This window comes from Gymnodinialimonas ulvae, assembly GCF_037543845.1.
Lineage (GTDB): Bacteria > Pseudomonadota > Alphaproteobacteria > Rhodobacterales > Rhodobacteraceae > Gymnodinialimonas > Gymnodinialimonas ulvae.
The window spans coordinates 438432-454337 of sequence record NZ_JBBIFX010000002.1; the positions used below are offsets into that span (position 1 = coordinate 438432).

Below are 15906 nucleotides of genomic sequence, written 5' to 3' on the forward strand. Positions count from 1 at the left end.
CGCCTTAGGACGGCAGGTCAGGGGCAGGCAACAGCGCGGAGGGCCGCGCGATCGACCAGGACACGGCAGCCCCATACCCCTGGACGCGATTGGATAAAACGATCTGTTTTGTCGCGCGGGGTTTCAGGCGGGCAGCGTCGAAGTAGACCGAGGGCAGGATCGACATCTCACCCTCGCCGCCATGGCGGAACACCCAGACTTCTTCGTTGGGCAGGGTCAGCGAGATGGCCGCGCCGCCAAGGTCCAGCTCCACGATCACATCCGGATGCAAGTGGAACCGCGCCGCAAAGCGCAGGCCGACGTCGGGCGGCAGGGTACGGTTGATCGATTGCAGGGTCTCGCGCCCCTTGATGTCGAGCGCGGCCAGCCCGTCTTCGCCGCGCAGCAGGTTGCCGTGATCTTCAAGCGTGAGCGAGCGCAGATGCACCAACCCATGGGTGCGCCGCCATCCGTCATGAGAGAGCGTCACACCCTCGCCATTGGCGATTTCGGACCATTGCACCGATACATCCGAGGGGCCCTGCGCAAAGCCCAGGCGTTCGGGCGGCGTGTTGCGGGCGTTGGGGGAAAACCGCGATGAGGAATAGCCCTGCAGCGAGACGGTCGAATGGCTGAGCGTGGCGCGACCTGCGCGGCGCCAATCGGGCCCGAAGGCCGCGCCCGATCCTGCGTTGACGATCAGCGGATGGTTGGCCGATGTCATCTCGAACGCGAGGGTGCCTGCGTGGGCGTTTGTTGAGGCCGGGCCAATCATCGGCGGCGCGGCATCGGTGATCACGGTGACGCGGCCCGACGCCATGCGCGCATAGCCCATCGCGAGGCCCTTCATGCGCGAGGGTCGCACGCCGGATTGGATCAGTGCCCCGGTCAAACGCGCGGCCTCACCGCGCCCGCCGCCATGGGCGCGCACCAGCCCGCCATCGGCGTGACGGATCGCGCGCAGGGTCGGGGCGATGCGCATGATGGCGGTGTCGATGGCCGGATCGGGTCGTTTGCCGGTTTCCTGCAGGATCTGCGCGGCCCAGGTGAGCAGTACGAAAACCTCCAGCAATTCCTCGGGGTTACGGGTGATGATGCCGCCCTGTGCATCGACGTTGCGGGTGCATTCCTGCGCCAGACCCTGCAGCGCGGGGTCGAGCAGAGTTTCCATCCCGATCAAGGCGCAGGCCGAATAGATCAGCCCGGTCAGCGCCTCGAAACGGGGCAAACCGCCGGAGCTTTTGTGCCAGGTGCGGGCCAGGAAATGCGTCTGTCGCGACAGGGCGGCAAAGAAGGCGGCGGTCTCGGCAGTGTCCTGGGCTTGTGTCAGGGTCGGGGCCTGACTGATCCAGCGGATCTGTCGCCGACCGGTCAGATCAGGGGTCCAGCCCGGCCCCTTGCCGGCACCGTAGCGCGTCAGCCAATCCGACAGCCAGGCCTGCGCCGTGGCCCGCCCGCCGCCATCGGGCAGTGCGGCCAGATCATCGAGCCAATCGAAGCCGTGCAGAGCCGCCTCGAACGCGTCGCTGGGACAGGCGATGTCCCACGGGCTTTGACCGGGAGCCTCGACGAGCGCGCCGCCAAGCCGGTAATTGCCCGCAAGATATTGCCGCCCGCGCACCGCGACGCCGGGAAATCGCGGCTCCGGGCGCCACAGAAAGCCCCGTATTTGCGGCCCGAACCCCGCGCGCCAAGCGGACCACCGATAGGCTTGGCGGAGGCGGGGTCTGCCGGGGGACGGGGAATGCGGCTCGGACATCAGGTGCGGCTCAGCGTGTTGGGGTGCGGCGGAGGATAGGGTGTCGAAATCCGCCTGTCACGGACGGCGCAGCGCGGCCATGTAAAACCCGTCCAGCCCGCCGCGATCCGCCCAATGGGACGGGAAAAGACGCAGACCGCCCTCCTGGCTGGCCCAGTCGGCGTCGCCGCCAAGGGCCACGGGATCGGCGGCGATCACGCGCAGATCGGGATGGCGTTTCAACGCGGCGGTGACTTGATGCTCGCCCTCCACGGGCAGGAGCGAACAGGTACAATACACCAGCGTGCCGCCGGGGTTCAGAAGCGTCAAAGCATGGTCAAGCAGCTGCATTTGCAGCTTGGTCAGCGGCTCCACCTCGCGCCCATTCTTGACAAAGGGCAAGTCGGGGTGGCGGCGAATGGTGCCGGTAGCGGTGCAGGGCGCATCGAGCAAAATCGCGTCGTAACACGTGGTGTGATCGAAAGCGTCTTCAGTGACGAGCGTGGCCGCAAGCCCGGTGCGCGCGAGGTTCTCGGCGACGCGGGCCATGCGCGGCTCGGACACGTCAAGCGCGGTCACATCAGCGCCCAATGCGGCCAGTTGCATCGTCTTGCCGCCGGGTGCGGCGCAGAGGTCGAGAACAGATTTTCCTTTGATGTCAGGCAGAAGCCGCACGGGCAGCGCGGCGGCGGCATCCTGCACCCAGAACGCGCCGTTGTCATAGCCGGGCAAGGCGGTGACCTGCGGATGGGTTTGAAAGCGCAGGGAACCGGTGGGCAGGCGGTCCGCGCCTTCGATGGAGAAAGTCGGGTCCTTCGGCGTGATGTCGAGCGGCGGGGCCTTGGCATGGGCGGCCTGAAGCGCGGCGAGGCCCTCCTTGCCGATCCGCTTACGCAGGGCCTTGTCGACCCAGGGTGGCACGCGCTGCGCGGGGGCGGCGGCAAAGGCGCCGGGGCCATCGTCGATCACCTTGCGCAACACGGCGTTGACCATGCCGGAGGCCTTGGCCGATTTGGGGTGCTTTTTCGCAATGGAAACAAGGTCATGGGTAACGCCATGGGCGTCTTCACCATTGCCCAGAAGCTCCACCACGCCGAGGCGCAGGATGTTCTGCACGGCGAGTTGCGGCTTACGCATCGCATAGGGGGCCAAGACCGCATCGGCAGCCCCGATCTGGCGCAGGACCTGCGTGGCGAGACGGCTGGCGCGGGCGGCCTCGGGCCCGTCGGCGGGCACCTTCACATGGGCGAGCATGCGCTTTTCGCGCAGGACGGCATCGAGAAGATGAAGGGCGGCTTGTCGGGCCTGCATGGGCACGTGATCCTTGTTCCGGGACAAGCGCCGCGTATATCAGGGGGGACGGATGAGACAAGCGGAGCTGTGAGCCGATGAGCGACCCAAAGGATCTGCCGCCCGAGGCGCAACGGGCCTTGGCCGAGGCGGAAGAGCGCCGGAAAACGGCGAAAAAGCTGGACCTGCCTACTGAATTGGGCGGGCGCGACGGGCCGGAACCGGTGCGCTACGGCGATTGGGAAAAGAAGGGCCTGGCCATTGATTTCTGAGGGCCGGGATGCGTTCACGGGGACGGGTTTGCGCGTATCGGAATGGGAATTCGGCGAAAAATGCGTTCAGGCGGTCGCGGAAACGTCCACCTGAACGGAATGCGCGGAAATCAACGGATGCGGAAATCGGCGATGTCGCCGGTGCCCTGATCGGCGTGAAAGCGGATCGAATTTCCATCCACGGACACGACCTGACAATTGCGACCGAACTGGCGATCGCCGGCATCGAGCGTGCGACAGAAAAGCCCGCCCTCCCAAACCCAGGTTCCGGTCACATCGCGCCCAAGCGCGCGCCCGGCGATGGAGCCATCGGGATTGACCAGAAGCGAGACGCCGATGCGGCTCAGCTCGCGGCCCTGAACATAGGCGAGGAACGTGTCGCGGTCGGTGATCCGGGTCAGCTCGGCCAGCGCCGGGCCGACCAGACACAAGGTGGCAGCGGTTGCGGCGATAAGGGTCCTGAGGGACATGGGGGTTTTGAGGATCATAGGGGCCTCCACGCTCTGAGCTTTCGGATCAGGGGGAGGTAGCGTTGCGGGGCCGTCAATCAATCACAGGCCAAGCACGTCCATCATGTCGAACTGTCCCGGCCCTCGGCCCTGTCCCCACAACGCGGCCTTGAGCGCGCCGCGCGCGAATATCGCCCGATCCGTTGCCAGATGCCGCAGAATGATGCGTTCGCCATCGGCCGCGAAGATCACGTCATGCTCGCCGACCACATCGCCGCCCCGGATCGCGGTGAAGCCGATATCGCCACGGGTGCGGGCACCGGTCAGCCCGTCGCGCCCACGGTCCGAGACCGCGCCGAGATCGACGTTTCGCCCTTGTGCGGCAGCCTCTCCGAGCATCAGGGCCGTGCCTGACGGGGCGTCGACCTTGTGGCGGTGATGCGCCTCGACGATTTCGATGTCGAAGTCTTCATCAAGCGCTGCAGCGACCTGTTGGGTGAGTTTGACCAGCAGGTTCACGCCAAGGCTCATGTTGCCCGCGCGGATGATCGTGGCGTGGCGGGCGCAGGGCTCCAACGCGGCGATTTGATCGTCATCCATGCCGGTCGTGCCGATCACATGGACGCAGCGGGCCTGTGCGGTCAATTTCGCGTGAGCCAGCGTCGCGGCGGGTGAGGTGAAGTCGATCACGGCCTGCGCCTTGACGATGGCGTCGAGCGGATCGTCGTAGACCGGCACGCCCGAGGCGGCTCCGCCCATGGCCGCGCCGAGGTCGGCCCCGATCCAGTCATGGCCCGCGCGTTCGGTCACGGCAATCAGATGCGCCTTGTCGGAGGCGTTGATGACCTCGATCAGCATCCGGCCCATACGGCCCGATGCGCCCATCACGGCGATTGCGGTGCTGTCCATCCTAAGGCTCCTTCGCGTTTGAAAGCGTCGTAACGGAACCCTGCCGGACAGGGAAGCGTGCGCTTGCGGGGGGCGGGCGCATGGCCTACCTCTGGAGGAGAGTGAGAGAGAGTAGATATGGCGCGGAATACGCATCACGATGGCCCCGGCCCGTCGCAACGCCAGTTGCGCGTGGGCGAATTGATCCGCCGCACGTTGTCGAGCGTGCTGGCCAAGGGGGATGTGCATGATCCCGACCTGAACCGGATGTCGATCACGGTGGGCGAAGTGCGCACTTCACCGGACCTGAAGATCGCGACGGTCTACGTGATGCCACTGGGCGGTGGCGCACGGGATGAGGCGATTGAAGCGCTCAAGCGCAACCGGGGCGAATTGCGGCGCGCTTTGATGAAAGACATGACGTTGAAATATGCGCCCGACCTGCGCTTTGTCATCGACGAGACGTTCGATCGGATGGATGAGACGCGCGAGATGCTGGCGCGGGCGGATGTGCGCCGGGATGTAGAAGCCGTGGCGCGCCGGGATGCCGAGAGCGGCGAGGGGGACGCATGATCCGCGCGGCAGCTTTTCTTGCGGCTCTGTTGGCCCCGACGCAGGTCGGCGCGCAGTGCGAGACGGTGTTGTTCGACGAGGCGGAATTCACGGCATGCCGCGTCGATCTGGCCGAGGCGGATGTGCAATTGTTCCTGCGCAATGGCGAGGGCGAGGTTTACGGGACCTTCGGGCGCGTCGAGGATGCCTTGCCCGAGGGGCGCAGGCTTGGCATCGCGATGAACGCGGGCATGTTCCACGAGGATCGCTCGCCGGTGGGCCTCTATGTCGAGGATGGCGAAGAGGAGATGCGCATCATCACCTCCGACGGGCCCGGGAATTTCGGGCTGCTGCCCAATGGTGTGCTGTGCCTGGGCGAGGGCGAGGCCGCGGTGGTCGAGAGCCGGCAGTTTGCCGAGGACCCTCCGGCCTGCACCCATGCGACGCAATCGGGCCCGATGTTGGTGATTGACGGCGCCTTGCACCCCCGGTTCCTGCGCGACAGCGAGAGCCTGAACATTCGCAACGGGGTGGGTGTGGACGAAGATGGGCGCCGTCTTTGGATGGTGATCTCGGATCAGGCGGTGAATTTTCATCATTTCGCGCGGTTCTTCCGCGATCATCTGAACACGCCGAATGCGCTGTATTTCGACGGCCGCGTGTCGCGCCTTCATGCGCCCGAGATCGGGCGATCGGACCTTGGTTTTCCGGTCGGGCCCATCCTGGGCGTGGTGGAGGGCGAGGATGTTGACGCCACTTCGGGAGATGGTTAGGGCGTCGCGTCCGTAGCGCCGGAGGTGGGGATGGGACGCAAACGCAAGGGCCGCGACGTATCGGGATGGCTGTTGATCGACAAACCGGCGGGGATGACCTCGACCGCGGTGGTCAACAAGGTCCGGTGGTGTTTCGACGCGAAAAAGGCCGGTCATGCAGGCACGCTGGACCCCGATGCGACGGGGCTTCTGCCGATCGCTTTGGGCGAGGCGACGAAGACGATTGCCTATCTGGGCGATGCGTTGAAGGCCTATGATTTCCGGATGCGTATGGGCCAGGCGACGCGCACGGACGACGCCGAGGGGGCGGTGATCGCCGAGCGATCCGAGCGGCCGAGTGACACTGACATCGCCGCCGCGCTGCCCGCGTTTGTGGGCGATATCCATCAGGTGCCGCCGCAGTTTTCCGCCGTGAAGGTCGATGGGGAGCGTGCCTATGACATTGCGCGCGGTGGCGGCGAGATGGAGCTGGCCGCGCGGGATTTGTTCGTGGATGAATTGAGCCTTGTCGGGCGGGTCGACGCGGATCATGTGGACTTGCGGTTCGTCTGCGGGTCGGGGGGCTATGTGCGGTCGATCGCGCGGGACCTTGGCGAAGCGCTGGGGTGTCTGGGGCATGTCGTGTGGTTGAAGCGCATGTGGGTCGGGCCCTTCGACTTGGACGAAGCGGTGGCGCTGGAGCGGGTGGAGACGCTGGCCAAGACGCCAGAGATCGACGCTTTGCTGGCGCCGGTGGGATTGGCTTTGGACAGTTTGCCGGAACTGCGCGCGACAGAGCAGGGGGCTGTGCGGTTGCGCAATGGCAACCCCGGGGCCGTTTTGCCAGGCGCGGTGGAGTACGGCGATCTGGCATGGGCGTCGCTGGACGGGGTTCCGGTGGCGGTGGGGCGGTTTCGGGCCGGCGAATTGCATCCCGAACGGGTTTTCAATTTGTGAATGCAGCCCCCCTGTCGGCGCGCCACGGGCGGTCGATGGTGCGAGATGGGGGGTGATTTGCATGCTTCTGGAACAAGGAGGGGCGTTTCGTGATCGAGCGGGAACATTTGAAGGGGGATGCAGCCTCGGTCGCGGTCTATTCGCCTTGTGAGCGGTATCGCTATGCGTTGACACGGGTCTGGGATGCGGAGGGGCGGCGGGCGTTGTTCATCATGTTGAACCCGTCGACCGCAACGGAACTTCAGAATGACCCAACGGTGGAGCGGTGCGAACGGCGCGCGCGGGCGTTGGGGTTCGGGGCGTTTCGGGTCTTGAACATCTTTGCCTGGCGCGCGACGGACCCGCGCGACATGCGCGCGGCGGCGGATCCGGTCGGGCCGGAAAATGACGCAGCGATCATGGGCTCGCTTGAGTGGGCGGATGCGGTGATCTGTGCATGGGGCACGCATGGGGCGCATCGCGGGCGCGGGCCGGAGGTGGCGGCGATGTTGCGTAAGGCGGAGGTGCCGTTGATGCATCTTGGCTTGTCCAAGGCGGGGCATCCGAAGCATCCGCTCTATATCGGGTACAGGGTTCAGCCGGAGGTGTGGCATGGCGATTGAGGGCTTTGAGCAGAACATGGTCGATGTCGGGGCAGTGCGTTTATCGGTGCATCGCGCCGGCGCGGGTGTGCCGATTATTCTGCTGCATGGGTTTCCGCAAAATCACCATTGCTGGGAGACGGTCGCGCCAGCCCTGGCGGGACAGTTCGATGTGATCGTGCCGGACCTGCGGGGGTATGGCGACAGTGACGCGCCGGAGGGTGTGGCGGCCTATGCCAAGCGCGAAATGGCGCGCGATATCGTTGGATTGATGGACGCGCTGGACCTGCCGCGGGCGCATGTTCTGGGCCATGACCGCGGCGCCCGGGTGGCGTATCGGCTTGCCCTGGATTCGCCCGAGCGAGTGGATCGTTTGGGGATCATCGAGATCGTGCCGACCGGGGATTTCTGGGCGGCGTGGGACGCGGATCTTGCGATGGCCGCGTATCACTGGACGTTTCTGGCGCAGCCTGCGCCGTTACCGGAACGGATGATTGCGGCAGATGGGCCGGGGTATGTGGATTGGACGCTGTCGAGTTGGACCCATGGCCGGTCGCTGGAGGTGTTCGGATGCCCGGCGTTGGAGAGTTATCGCGCGCAAGGCGCCGATCCGGACCGGGTGTCGGCGATGTGCAACGACTACCGCGCGGGGGCGACGATTGACCGGCGGATCGATGCGGAGAGCCGGGCGGCGGGTGCGAAAATCGCGGCCCCGCTTCTGTTCCTGTGGGGATCCGGTGGGTTTCCCGCGAAGACCGGCGATCCTTTGGGGGTTTGGCGCGATTGGGCGGAGGATTTGCGCGGGGTCGAGCTTGAAGGCTCTGGCCATTTTGCGATGGAAGAGGTGCCGGAGGCGGTTTTGGCGGCGGTCCTGCCGCATTTCGCCGGAGCGTGACTGGCGCGCGGGCGGCGGATCAGGTGCTTGCGCGCAGTTCGATCAGGTTGGGGTTGAGGCCCTGCGCTCCGGATACGCTTAGAATGACCTGACCATCCAGGATGACATCGGCCCCGGAGCCGTCCACGAAGTCGCGCACCTCGATCAACGGGTCGGGGTTGGTTTCGGGGTCGTAGATCACCTCGATTCGATCTTCAGACGGGTTGAAATCGGTGACGGTGCCAGCGGTTTCCCCCATGTGATCGCCGCCGGTGAAGCTATCTTCGCCCGCGCCGCCCGTTGCGATATCCCCTTTGCCGAGAAGGAGGGAATCATCGCCGTCGCCTCCCAGGAGCAGGTCCCCGGCATCCTGATCAGCCCCGTCGTGATTGCCGAAGGTGCCGTTCAGGATGTCGGCGCCTGAGCCGCCGTCCAGAGTGTCGGCGCCCGTGCCGCCCTGAAGGATGTCGTCACCTGCACCGCCTGCGATCTGATCATCGCCATCGCCGCCGAAGACAACATCGTCTCCGTCGCCACCATCGAGTGCATCATTGCCGTCGCCGCCATCGAGGAAGTCGATGCCGTCGCCGCCGTCGAGCTCATCGTCGCCGAAGTCGCCGTGTATTTCATCATTGCCACCGCCTCCGGACAGGGTGTCATCGCCCTCGTCCCCGAAAAGCGCGTCCTGTCCTTCGTCGCCGGTCAGGACGTCTGCATTGAAGCTGCCGGTCATGGCATCGCTGCCACCGGTCCCGAAGGCAGGATCGAGCATGGCGCGGGCGTCGAGCGCATCCGAAGTGACGCCGACATCGGATAGATTATCTTCGAGGGTGTCGAAGAGATCATCCAGCACCTCGGCGTTCGGCAGGCCGTCGGGTATGGAGTCAATAGTGTCTGAGGTGGGATCAGCGTCGTCGGAAGCCGATTCGACGTCATCAATAAGGCCTTCGAATTCATCGAAATCCATACCGGCAAAGTCGTCTTCAAGGCCGTTCATCACTACGGAGATGTGCTTTTCGGTGAAGTCAGGGGCGTCCTGCACCAGGGTGATGGGCAGCCCGTTCGCTTCCACGATCTTGTCCGGGCTTTCGGTGTTGGACGAGACGGTGATCTCGGGGGCGTCGCCCTCTGCGCCGTCGAATTCCATGACGAGGAGGTCCGTTTCGCTTTCGAAATCGCTGACCAAGGGCACTTCGCTGCCATTTGGCAGCGTGATGGTTTCTGTCACGTCGAGCAGGGTCTGCGCGTTAACGGCCGCGTCGAAATTTGAGCCAAGATCACCCGCATCAGGGATGAGGTCGACATCGCCGTCGAGCGAAACGCCGTCGCTGTCGCCAGAGGCTTCAGCCGCGTCGGAAGCCGTTTCTACGGGGTCGGACGCGTCATCGGGGGCCGCTGCGGCCACCGGGTCCACTGTGCCGGTATCGCCGGTCGGCAGGGCGTCGACGTCATCGAGGGGGGTATAGCCCAAGGCCTCGGCGCGGCCCTGAAGCGACTGGTCACCAGCGTCGCCGTCACCGTCGGGGTAGAGGAAGTTCTCCAGCGAGGTGACCTCGCCGTTGTGTTCGTCTTGATCGGTGTTATCGGCGTCCGTATCGGCGCCATCCTCGTCTAGCGTTGGATGAAGCAGGCCATCCACGGTGAGGCCGGCGAGCAGCAGGGCAAGGACACTTCCGGCGACAAGCATATGAATTCCTTCGGGCTTATGGGCGGGTTAAGACGGGTTCAGGACGCATGGACCCCGATCCGAGGTCTGACCCCGCCTCCTGGCGCAGTTCCGGTCCCGCACTGGTGCCTGACGGCGTTGGTCGTGGGGACGGCAAGGACAGGCATAGCGAAGGTGTCTTTCCGAACCCTAAACACCAAGCCCCTTTCTCCCGAAAATTTGTCCTAAAGGCGCGATGGATCGGGTCGGGATGCCGGGCGAGCGGGGATGGGGGTTCCCATGGCGCGAGATTCGGTGTACGGCCCCGCATCCGCCTTTGCGCGGACCCTCCACGGGCCCTGCTGGACGACATCCCGGCTTGCGCCATACCCCTGTCGATCCGAACGGATCGCGCCCAAACAAACGTCTGAAGGAGACCCCGATGTCGATCACAGCTGAAGAAAAGCAGCGCCTGATGAAGGAATTCGGCACGAAAGAAGGCGACACCGGGTCGCCGGAAGTCCAGGTTGCCATCCTGACCAGCCGCATCTCCACCCTGACCGAGCACTTCAAGACCCACAAGAAGGACAACCACGGTCGCCGTGGTCTTCTTAAGATGGTTGCGCAGCGCCGGAAGCTTCTGGATTACGCCCGCGCCAAGGATGAGGCCCGTTATCAGGACCTGATCAAGCGGTTGGGCATCCGCCGCTAAGGCGCCTAATCCGTAGAGATGAACGAGGGGTCACGGTCGCCGTGGCCCCTTTTTTGTGTTTGGGTACAGGCGTACCATACTAAATGGTATTGACATACGTGCGATTCCGTACCATTGGGTATGGAAAAGGAGTAAGCCATGGGTCCCCTTAGCCTTGCCTCCGCGCTTGCTGCGATCTGGTTTGCGGTTCACCTGATCCTCGGCGGGCGGCAGATTGCCGGGCCCTTGCGGCGCAGCGGTCTCGACCCGATTGTGCGCGACACGCAGTATCTGTGCTGGCATTTCACTTCGGTCGCGATTGCGGCGATGGCGCTGTTCTTTGCCCTGGCGGCGATCCTTGGCGAGTCGGCCTACGCGGTGGCGGGGCTCGTACTGGCGGCGGGGTTCTGGATAAGCGGAGTGGGGATTGTCGTAGCGATCGGGCAAAGCCACGCGAAACTGCCGCAGGGGTGGCTGTTTCTGCCGGTCGCGGCCCTTGGCCTGTGGGGGATCGTGGGATGAGCGCGCGTCTGACGCGAGAGGATTGGCTGGATCTGGGGCTGCGGCAATTGTCGGCGGGTGGGGCGGAGGCGGTGAAGCTCGCCCCAATGCTGTCTGCGGCCAAGGTCACGCGGGGGTCGTTTTACCACCATTTCGACGATCATGGCGCGTTCCTGCAGGCCATGACCCGGCATTGGATCAAGACCCAGACCGATGATCTGCTGGCGCGACTGCCGCGCGATGCGCCGCCGGATGCGCGCGATCGGGCGCTGACCGAGATGGCGATGCAGATCGATTATCACGTCGAGCTTGGCATCCGCGAAGTGGCGCGGCGCGCGCCGGATGTGGCTGCGATCGTGCGGGAGGCGGACGCGCTGCGGCTTGAGGTTTTGACCGGGCTTTATGCGGAGCGGTTCGGGATCGCGCAGGACCGCGCGGCGATGGCGGCGACACTGGAATATGCAACTTATGTCGGATTGATCCTGATCGATTCCGAAATCGACGAGACGGCGCAGCGCCGCCTTGCCGAAACCTATGCCGAGATGATGGACGCTTATTTCCGAGCGGGAAAGAGATCATGACGCATATCGTGGAATGGATTTGGGACCACGGACTTTTGCGCGCGGTTGGGGCCGCCGGGGGGCCTTTGGTGCGGCGCAGCGCATTGCGGCGGGCAAGGGCGCCAGTGGCGCAAATCGCGATGCCAGGCGGTGATGCGCAGGGGGAGGTGAACCGGTATCTGGCCAGTAGCTTGCTGGCTCTGGCAGAAGTGTTGGAGCGAGAGCACGGGCTGGACCGGGACGCGGCGGTGACGCTGGCGCGTGCGGCGTTTCTGGCCAATGGGCGGGGCCTGATGCGCGCGGCGACGCTGATTTGGCTGCGCCTGACGCCGGATCCGTTTGCCGCCCTGCTGAAGCTGGGGCCGGGGCCGAGGATGGCGCGGCTTTGGGGGCGCGGTATGGAGGCGGAGGAGGTGCACGCGCCGGGGCAAATCACTCTGCGCGTGACCGGTTGCGCCTTCGCGGCGTACTTCTGGAACGCGGGGCGTTCCGACCTGACGCCGATCCTGTGCGCGTATGATGCGCAGTGGTTTGCCTGGATCAACGGGGCGCAGCAGGGCCTGCGCGCGCGGCGGGACGGAACGCTGGCCGAGGGGCTTGGCGCGTGTACGTTCCTGTTCGAAGCCGTGCCGGAGCCGGCGGAACAGGGCGTGCCCCGGCCCCGGCCCCGCGACGGCGACCTCAGACCTTGAACTTATGCGGGCGCAGGATGTGCACCGGCTCTACATAGGCAATGCCGGAATAATGCGCGAAATACCGGTTGGCGATGGATTGGATGATCGCCTCGGCCTTGTCCGGATCGCTGACGACGGCCTCGATCTTGACGTTGGACAGGACCCCACCGACTCCGGGCCGGTTGGCCGAGCGCTTGCCGCGACTGCCCCGCCCCCCCGCATCGACATGAGTGTAGCCGGTCGCCCCGCCATCGAGGATCAGTTTGGTGACACCGTCGAGGATGACCCGTTCGGTAATGATCACGAGTTTGGTTGCTTCATACATGTATTGGTCTCCGATCAAAGGCCGATTGTGAGGTCTGCGAGTGCGATCCAGAGCGGGATCGACAGGATCGCAACGGGCGTGCCGAGGCCGGTCGACGTGCCCACGTAGGACGATGGATTTGCCTCCGGCAGGGCCCCGCGCAGGGTGGGGGGGCCGGAGATGTCCGAGCTGGACGCGGCCATCACCGCGAGCAACACCACGCCGCCGCCGGAAAAGCCGGTCATTTGGTGGATGATGAGCCCCGCGCCGAAGCCAAGCGCGCCATGCACCAGCGGTGCGGCCAGCCCGTAGGCGATGTAGGCATGCGCCACGCCCTTGAGTTCGGACAGGCGCGACCAGGCTTCCATCCCCATGATCAGCATCAGGACCGACAGAAGGCCGCGGAAGAGGATGTCGTAGAAGGACTCGTAGACGCTGTCGGGCCGCGCGAAGATGCCAAGCGCGAGGCCGAGGAGAAGGGCGGAGATCGCAGCGGAGCGGAATGTGTCGACGAGGATGCCTTTCACCATGCCCTTTTCGATGCCCGCGCCCGTGCCGGAGCGCCCCGCAGTGGCGGTGCCGTCGGGGTTGATTTCGGCGGCGGCTTTGCGTTCGGCGGAGAGCCGGGCGAGGACGATGGCGGTCACGAGGGCGGCAATGTCCATGAAGGGATAAAGCGCGCCGATGAAGCCTTCGTAGGCAATGCCTTCGCTGTCGAGCATGGCCATACCCGCCGCAAGTGTAGAGGCCGAGACGGCCCCGAAGAGCCCGGCGGTGGCGTAGCCGTCCATCGGCGTGACGCCACGCAGGCGGGCGAGCGTGCCGGTGCCCAGAAGGACAATCGCGATGCCGACGAGCGCCGCGAAGACGGCGGGCACAGCAAGTTCGAGCAGGTTGGCTTCGCGCACGGAAATGCCCGCGCCGAGGCCGACCTTCATCAGCAAAAGGAAGACGATGAATTTGTAGACCGGTTCAGGGATTTCGAGCTTGGAGCCAAACGCGGCCAGCGCCATGCCCCCGATCAGGAACGCAAGGGTGGGTTTCTGCATCTGCTCGACGATTGTGGTCGCGATATCGATCAACATGGGCGTGCTCCATTGAAGCGCAGGGACGATGGGATGCAGATAGCGACGGGTAGGGGAGATAAAAAATATATCTTTAAGGACAAAACGTTCTATATTTCAGAACATGGATCAGTTGAACTACCATCATCTGCGGTATTTCCGCGACGTTGCGCACGAGGGGAACCTGACGCGAGCGGCGGAGAAGTTGAACGTGTCGCAATCGGCGCTTTCGACGCAGATCAAGGCGCTGGAGGCGCGGCTTGGTCATGCGCTGTTCGAGCGGGTGGGGCGGCGCTTGGAGCTGACGGAAGTGGGGCGGATTGCGCTGGATCATGCGGACCGGATCTTTGCGACGGGCGCGGATCTGCTGGCGGTATTGCAGCAATCGGGCACGCGGATGCCGCCGCTCAGGGTGGGCGCGGCCTCGACTCTGTCGCGGAATTATCAGCGGCGGTTTCTGGCGCCGGTTCTGGGGCGCACGGATGTGGAATTGATCCTGCGGTCGCGGTCGGAGGCGGAGTTGGTGGACGGGTTGACAAGCCTGTCGCTGGACGTGGCGTTGATGACGGAGCCGCCGCGCGGGGACGGGCGGGCGGAGGTGCGGGCGCAGCGGCTGGCGGAACAGGCGGTGGGGCTGCACGGACGGGCGGAGATGCTGCGCGGGACGCTGGCCGAAACGCTGGCGGAGGGGCGGTTTCTCTTGCCGACGGACCCGACGATCAGCGCGGGGTTCGTGGCGTTGGGGGAACGGCTGGGCGTACGGCCGCAGATCGCGGCGAGCGTGGATGATATGGCGATGGTGCGGCTGCTGGCGCGGGACGGGGCGGGGATCGCGGTGGCGCCTGCGGTGGTTCTGGCCGATGAGTTGGAAAGCGGGCGGCTGGTTTCGGGGCCGTTTGACCTGAGGATCGCGGAGCGGTTCTTTGCGGTGACTTTGAGGCGAGAATTTCCGCATCCACTTCTGGAGGAATTGATCGCTGCGGCGGCGGTTTGAGCGCGGGTTCTCAAGGTTGCGCACGCGTGCTCAGATGCCCTATATTGCAATTTATCGTTTGAAAACAACGATCCGGCTCTTGGAATATTTCTATGATTATAGAAATGTCCGAATCGTGGTTAACGGCGCCTTGCGCGGCGTTTCGCGTCGGGTTTCGGGCGCTGAGCACCGACAGCGACCGCTGCCAGACAGGCTCTTTTTCAACGAAAAAGATGCCGAAAGGGGGCCTGGGTGCGGCCTGTCCCTTCACGGGATATCGCTGCGCGATACCCTGTCGGGCAATGAATGGCGGGGCTGCTTCGCCGCTATTAACCCGCTGGTGGTTCTTGGCGCGTGCCTTGGTGGTCGAGCAGTAGGCTATCCATCTCGCAACATCTCATACGTAACCAGGAACCTCCCATCCTTGATGTGAGTTGAGGCCCTACGTTCTGCCGCTGCTAGCACAGAGTGCAAAACATCGCCGAGTGCTTTGGCGTATTGATCGTCTGTCGAGAAATCCGTGCTATGGAAATCATCAAGAGTGTCTAGATCGACAACACATTGAAAGCGTTCTCCACCATACTCCATAGGTATTGATGCGGTGTTCTCGAAGCGATTGATCTTGATGCTTTTTGAGAATTGAAGCCTTCGTTCTCTGAAGCGAACGCCTTCTCCCTTTGATCCCTCAGCCGAAATGAATTCGACACCCGCAGCAAACATACTGTCTTCGATGGAACGCAAGTTATTCTTCATTGGCCACCTAGAGCCCGACTCAAAGTCAGCGATAGTTCCGCGCGAGACATTCGCATTGGCCGCCAATTCGCCTTGGCTCCAATTCAGTAGGCTGCGGCCTGCCCGGCATTGATCGTAAGAAATCGGCATATTTTACTAACTTCCGACAAATTATATGATGTCGTGCAAAATGCACAATAGCATACATATTGTCAATCTATTGCAGCTTCTCCAGTTTTGGGTGCTAAGCCGCACATCGTCGGGCCGCGGTGCGGCGATGCGACGGGACTTCCTTGGCACTTTATGGTGGCCACATTCGCGAGACCTGACCGAGACGCGCGTCACCAGCCAAATCGCCGGGCCGGGGGGCGGCCCGACGATGTGCGGCGGCCTGCGGCCTTGATTCCGCACGGTTGCGGAGATGCGACGT

Annotated in this window: 19 protein-coding genes; 11 read left to right on the forward strand and 8 right to left on the reverse strand. The window is 64.4% G+C overall.

The features are described 5' to 3' along the window. Positions 1–4: 4 nt before the first annotated feature. Together V8J83_RS11980 and V8J83_RS11985 are read right to left on the reverse strand one after the other, a co-directional pair. Positions 5–1600 (reverse strand): heparinase II/III family protein, encoded by a 1596-nt coding sequence (locus V8J83_RS11980; RefSeq protein WP_339986603.1) that lies wholly within the window; start codon positions 1598–1600, stop codon positions 5–7. Positions 1601–1795: 195 nt separating this feature from the next. Further along, positions 1796–3028, reverse strand: coding sequence for an RsmB/NOP family class I SAM-dependent RNA methyltransferase (locus V8J83_RS11985; protein WP_339986605.1), 1233 nt, complete (start codon positions 3026–3028; stop codon positions 1796–1798). 77 nt (positions 3029–3105) lie between these two features. Here V8J83_RS11985 and V8J83_RS11990 point away from each other — a divergent pair, with 77 nt between their 5' ends. Continuing rightward, positions 3106–3279 (forward strand): DUF1674 domain-containing protein, encoded by a 174-nt coding sequence (locus V8J83_RS11990; RefSeq protein WP_339986607.1) that lies wholly within the window; start codon positions 3106–3108, stop codon positions 3277–3279. A gap of 110 nt (positions 3280–3389) precedes the next feature. Here V8J83_RS11990 and V8J83_RS11995 read toward each other — a convergent pair whose 3' ends face one another. Continuing rightward, on the reverse strand, positions 3390–3767 hold the full coding sequence (locus V8J83_RS11995; RefSeq protein WP_339986609.1) for a dihydrodipicolinate reductase: 378 nt from the start codon (positions 3765–3767) through the stop codon (positions 3390–3392). A gap of 63 nt (positions 3768–3830) precedes the next feature. Beyond that, positions 3831–4637: a 4-hydroxy-tetrahydrodipicolinate reductase gene (gene dapB / locus V8J83_RS12000; protein WP_339986612.1), complete on the reverse strand. Its 807-nt coding sequence runs from the start codon at positions 4635–4637 to the stop codon at positions 3831–3833. A gap of 117 nt (positions 4638–4754) precedes the next feature. Here dapB and rbfA point away from each other — a divergent pair, with 117 nt between their 5' ends. The 5 genes from rbfA (at position 4755) to V8J83_RS12025 (ending at position 8353) form a co-directional block, all read left to right on the forward strand. Beyond that, positions 4755–5189, forward strand: a complete 435-nt coding sequence (rbfA, locus tag V8J83_RS12005; RefSeq protein WP_339986614.1) for a 30S ribosome-binding factor RbfA — start codon at positions 4755–4757, stop codon at positions 5187–5189. After that, positions 5186–5941 (forward strand): phosphodiester glycosidase family protein, encoded by a 756-nt coding sequence (locus V8J83_RS12010; RefSeq protein WP_339986617.1) that lies wholly within the window; start codon positions 5186–5188, stop codon positions 5939–5941. Before rbfA ends, V8J83_RS12010 begins: the two co-directional genes overlap by 4 nt. A 30-nt stretch (positions 5942–5971) precedes the next feature. Further along, positions 5972–6877 carry a tRNA pseudouridine(55) synthase TruB gene (gene truB / locus V8J83_RS12015; protein WP_339986619.1) on the forward strand — a complete coding sequence of 302 codons (906 nt, stop codon included), beginning with the start codon at positions 5972–5974 and terminating at the stop codon, positions 6875–6877. 89 nt (positions 6878–6966) lie between these two features. After that, complete coding sequence (locus V8J83_RS12020; RefSeq protein ID WP_339986622.1) at positions 6967–7479, forward strand: DUF1643 domain-containing protein; 513 nt, start codon at positions 6967–6969, stop codon at positions 7477–7479. After that, the gene (locus V8J83_RS12025; RefSeq protein ID WP_339986624.1) at positions 7469–8353 is read left to right on the forward strand and encodes an alpha/beta fold hydrolase; all 885 of its coding nucleotides are present in this window, start codon (positions 7469–7471) and stop codon (positions 8351–8353) included. The genes V8J83_RS12020 and V8J83_RS12025 overlap by 11 nt, the downstream gene beginning before the upstream one ends. 19 nt (positions 8354–8372) lie before the next feature. On the opposite strand, the gene V8J83_RS12030 is transcribed toward V8J83_RS12025, so the two are convergent. Continuing rightward, positions 8373–10019, reverse strand: a complete 1647-nt coding sequence (locus V8J83_RS12030) for a calcium-binding protein (RefSeq protein ID WP_339986626.1) — start codon at positions 10017–10019, stop codon at positions 8373–8375. Positions 10020–10419: 400 nt separating this feature from the next. On the opposite strand from V8J83_RS12030, the gene rpsO reads away from it, so the two are divergent. The 4 genes from rpsO (at position 10420) to V8J83_RS12050 (ending at position 12421) form a co-directional block, all read left to right on the forward strand. Next, positions 10420–10689, forward strand: a complete 270-nt coding sequence (gene rpsO / locus V8J83_RS12035; protein WP_339986628.1) for a 30S ribosomal protein S15 — start codon at positions 10420–10422, stop codon at positions 10687–10689. 138 nt (positions 10690–10827) lie between these two features. Then, entirely contained in the window at positions 10828–11190 is a 363-nt protein-coding gene (locus V8J83_RS12040; protein ID WP_339986629.1) for a hypothetical protein, read from the forward strand. Then, positions 11187–11750: a TetR/AcrR family transcriptional regulator gene (locus tag V8J83_RS12045; RefSeq protein WP_339986630.1), complete on the forward strand. Its 564-nt coding sequence runs from the start codon at positions 11187–11189 to the stop codon at positions 11748–11750. Before V8J83_RS12040 ends, V8J83_RS12045 begins: the two co-directional genes overlap by 4 nt. A 119-nt stretch (positions 11751–11869) precedes the next feature. Then, positions 11870–12421, forward strand: a complete 552-nt coding sequence (locus V8J83_RS12050) for an L-2-amino-thiazoline-4-carboxylic acid hydrolase (protein ID WP_339986631.1) — start codon at positions 11870–11872, stop codon at positions 12419–12421. On the opposite strand, the gene V8J83_RS12055 is transcribed toward V8J83_RS12050, so the two are convergent. After that, entirely contained in the window at positions 12411–12728 is a 318-nt protein-coding gene (locus V8J83_RS12055; protein ID WP_339986632.1) for a P-II family nitrogen regulator, read from the reverse strand. The two genes, V8J83_RS12050 and V8J83_RS12055, sit on opposite strands and share 11 nt — an antisense overlap. 14 nt (positions 12729–12742) lie before the next feature. Next, a complete protein-coding gene (locus V8J83_RS12060; RefSeq protein WP_339986634.1) occupies positions 12743–13792 on the reverse strand; it encodes a sodium-dependent bicarbonate transport family permease in 1050 nt (349 codons plus the stop codon). A gap of 103 nt (positions 13793–13895) precedes the next feature. Here V8J83_RS12060 and V8J83_RS12065 point away from each other — a divergent pair, with 103 nt between their 5' ends. Further along, positions 13896–14765 carry a LysR family transcriptional regulator gene (locus V8J83_RS12065; protein ID WP_339986635.1) on the forward strand — a complete coding sequence of 290 codons (870 nt, stop codon included), beginning with the start codon at positions 13896–13898 and terminating at the stop codon, positions 14763–14765. 357 nt (positions 14766–15122) lie between these two features. Here V8J83_RS12065 and V8J83_RS12070 read toward each other — a convergent pair whose 3' ends face one another. Then, the gene (locus V8J83_RS12070) at positions 15123–15626 is read right to left on the reverse strand and encodes a helix-turn-helix domain-containing protein (protein WP_339986636.1); all 504 of its coding nucleotides are present in this window, start codon (positions 15624–15626) and stop codon (positions 15123–15125) included. Positions 15627–15906: the final 280 nt, after the last annotated feature.

Bases quoted from the DNA above. Each gene is read 5' to 3' on its own strand.
- V8J83_RS12050 (WP_339986631.1), top strand. From the start codon at position 11,870: ATGCCAGGCGGTGATGCGCAGGGGGAGGTGAACCGGTATCTGGCCAGT.
- V8J83_RS12040 (WP_339986629.1), top strand. From the start codon at position 10,828: ATGGGTCCCCTTAGCCTTGCCTCCGCGCTTGCTGCGATCTGGTTTGCG.
- V8J83_RS12065 (WP_339986635.1), top strand. From the start codon at position 13,896: ATGGATCAGTTGAACTACCATCATCTGCGGTATTTCCGCGACGTTGCG.
- rpsO (WP_339986628.1), top strand. From the start codon at position 10,420: ATGTCGATCACAGCTGAAGAAAAGCAGCGCCTGATGAAGGAATTCGGC.
- dapB (WP_339986612.1), bottom strand. From the start codon at position 4,637: ATGGACAGCACCGCAATCGCCGTGATGGGCGCATCGGGCCGTATGGGC.
- V8J83_RS11990 (WP_339986607.1), top strand. From the start codon at position 3,106: ATGAGCGACCCAAAGGATCTGCCGCCCGAGGCGCAACGGGCCTTGGCC.
- V8J83_RS12070 (WP_339986636.1), bottom strand. From the start codon at position 15,626: ATGCCGATTTCTTACGATCAATGCCGGGCAGGCCGCAGCCTACTGAAT.
- V8J83_RS12025 (WP_339986624.1), top strand. From the start codon at position 7,469: ATGGCGATTGAGGGCTTTGAGCAGAACATGGTCGATGTCGGGGCAGTG.
- rbfA (WP_339986614.1), top strand. From the start codon at position 4,755: ATGGCGCGGAATACGCATCACGATGGCCCCGGCCCGTCGCAACGCCAG.
- V8J83_RS12010 (WP_339986617.1), top strand. From the start codon at position 5,186: ATGATCCGCGCGGCAGCTTTTCTTGCGGCTCTGTTGGCCCCGACGCAG.
- truB (WP_339986619.1), top strand. From the start codon at position 5,972: ATGGGACGCAAACGCAAGGGCCGCGACGTATCGGGATGGCTGTTGATC.
- V8J83_RS12060 (WP_339986634.1), bottom strand. From the start codon at position 13,792: ATGTTGATCGATATCGCGACCACAATCGTCGAGCAGATGCAGAAACCC.
- V8J83_RS11995 (WP_339986609.1), bottom strand. From the start codon at position 3,767: ATGATCCTCAAAACCCCCATGTCCCTCAGGACCCTTATCGCCGCAACC.
- V8J83_RS12045 (WP_339986630.1), top strand. From the start codon at position 11,187: ATGAGCGCGCGTCTGACGCGAGAGGATTGGCTGGATCTGGGGCTGCGG.
- V8J83_RS12030 (WP_339986626.1), bottom strand. From the start codon at position 10,019: ATGCTTGTCGCCGGAAGTGTCCTTGCCCTGCTGCTCGCCGGCCTCACC.
- V8J83_RS11985 (WP_339986605.1), bottom strand. From the start codon at position 3,028: ATGCAGGCCCGACAAGCCGCCCTTCATCTTCTCGATGCCGTCCTGCGC.
- V8J83_RS12055 (WP_339986632.1), bottom strand. From the start codon at position 12,728: ATGTATGAAGCAACCAAACTCGTGATCATTACCGAACGGGTCATCCTC.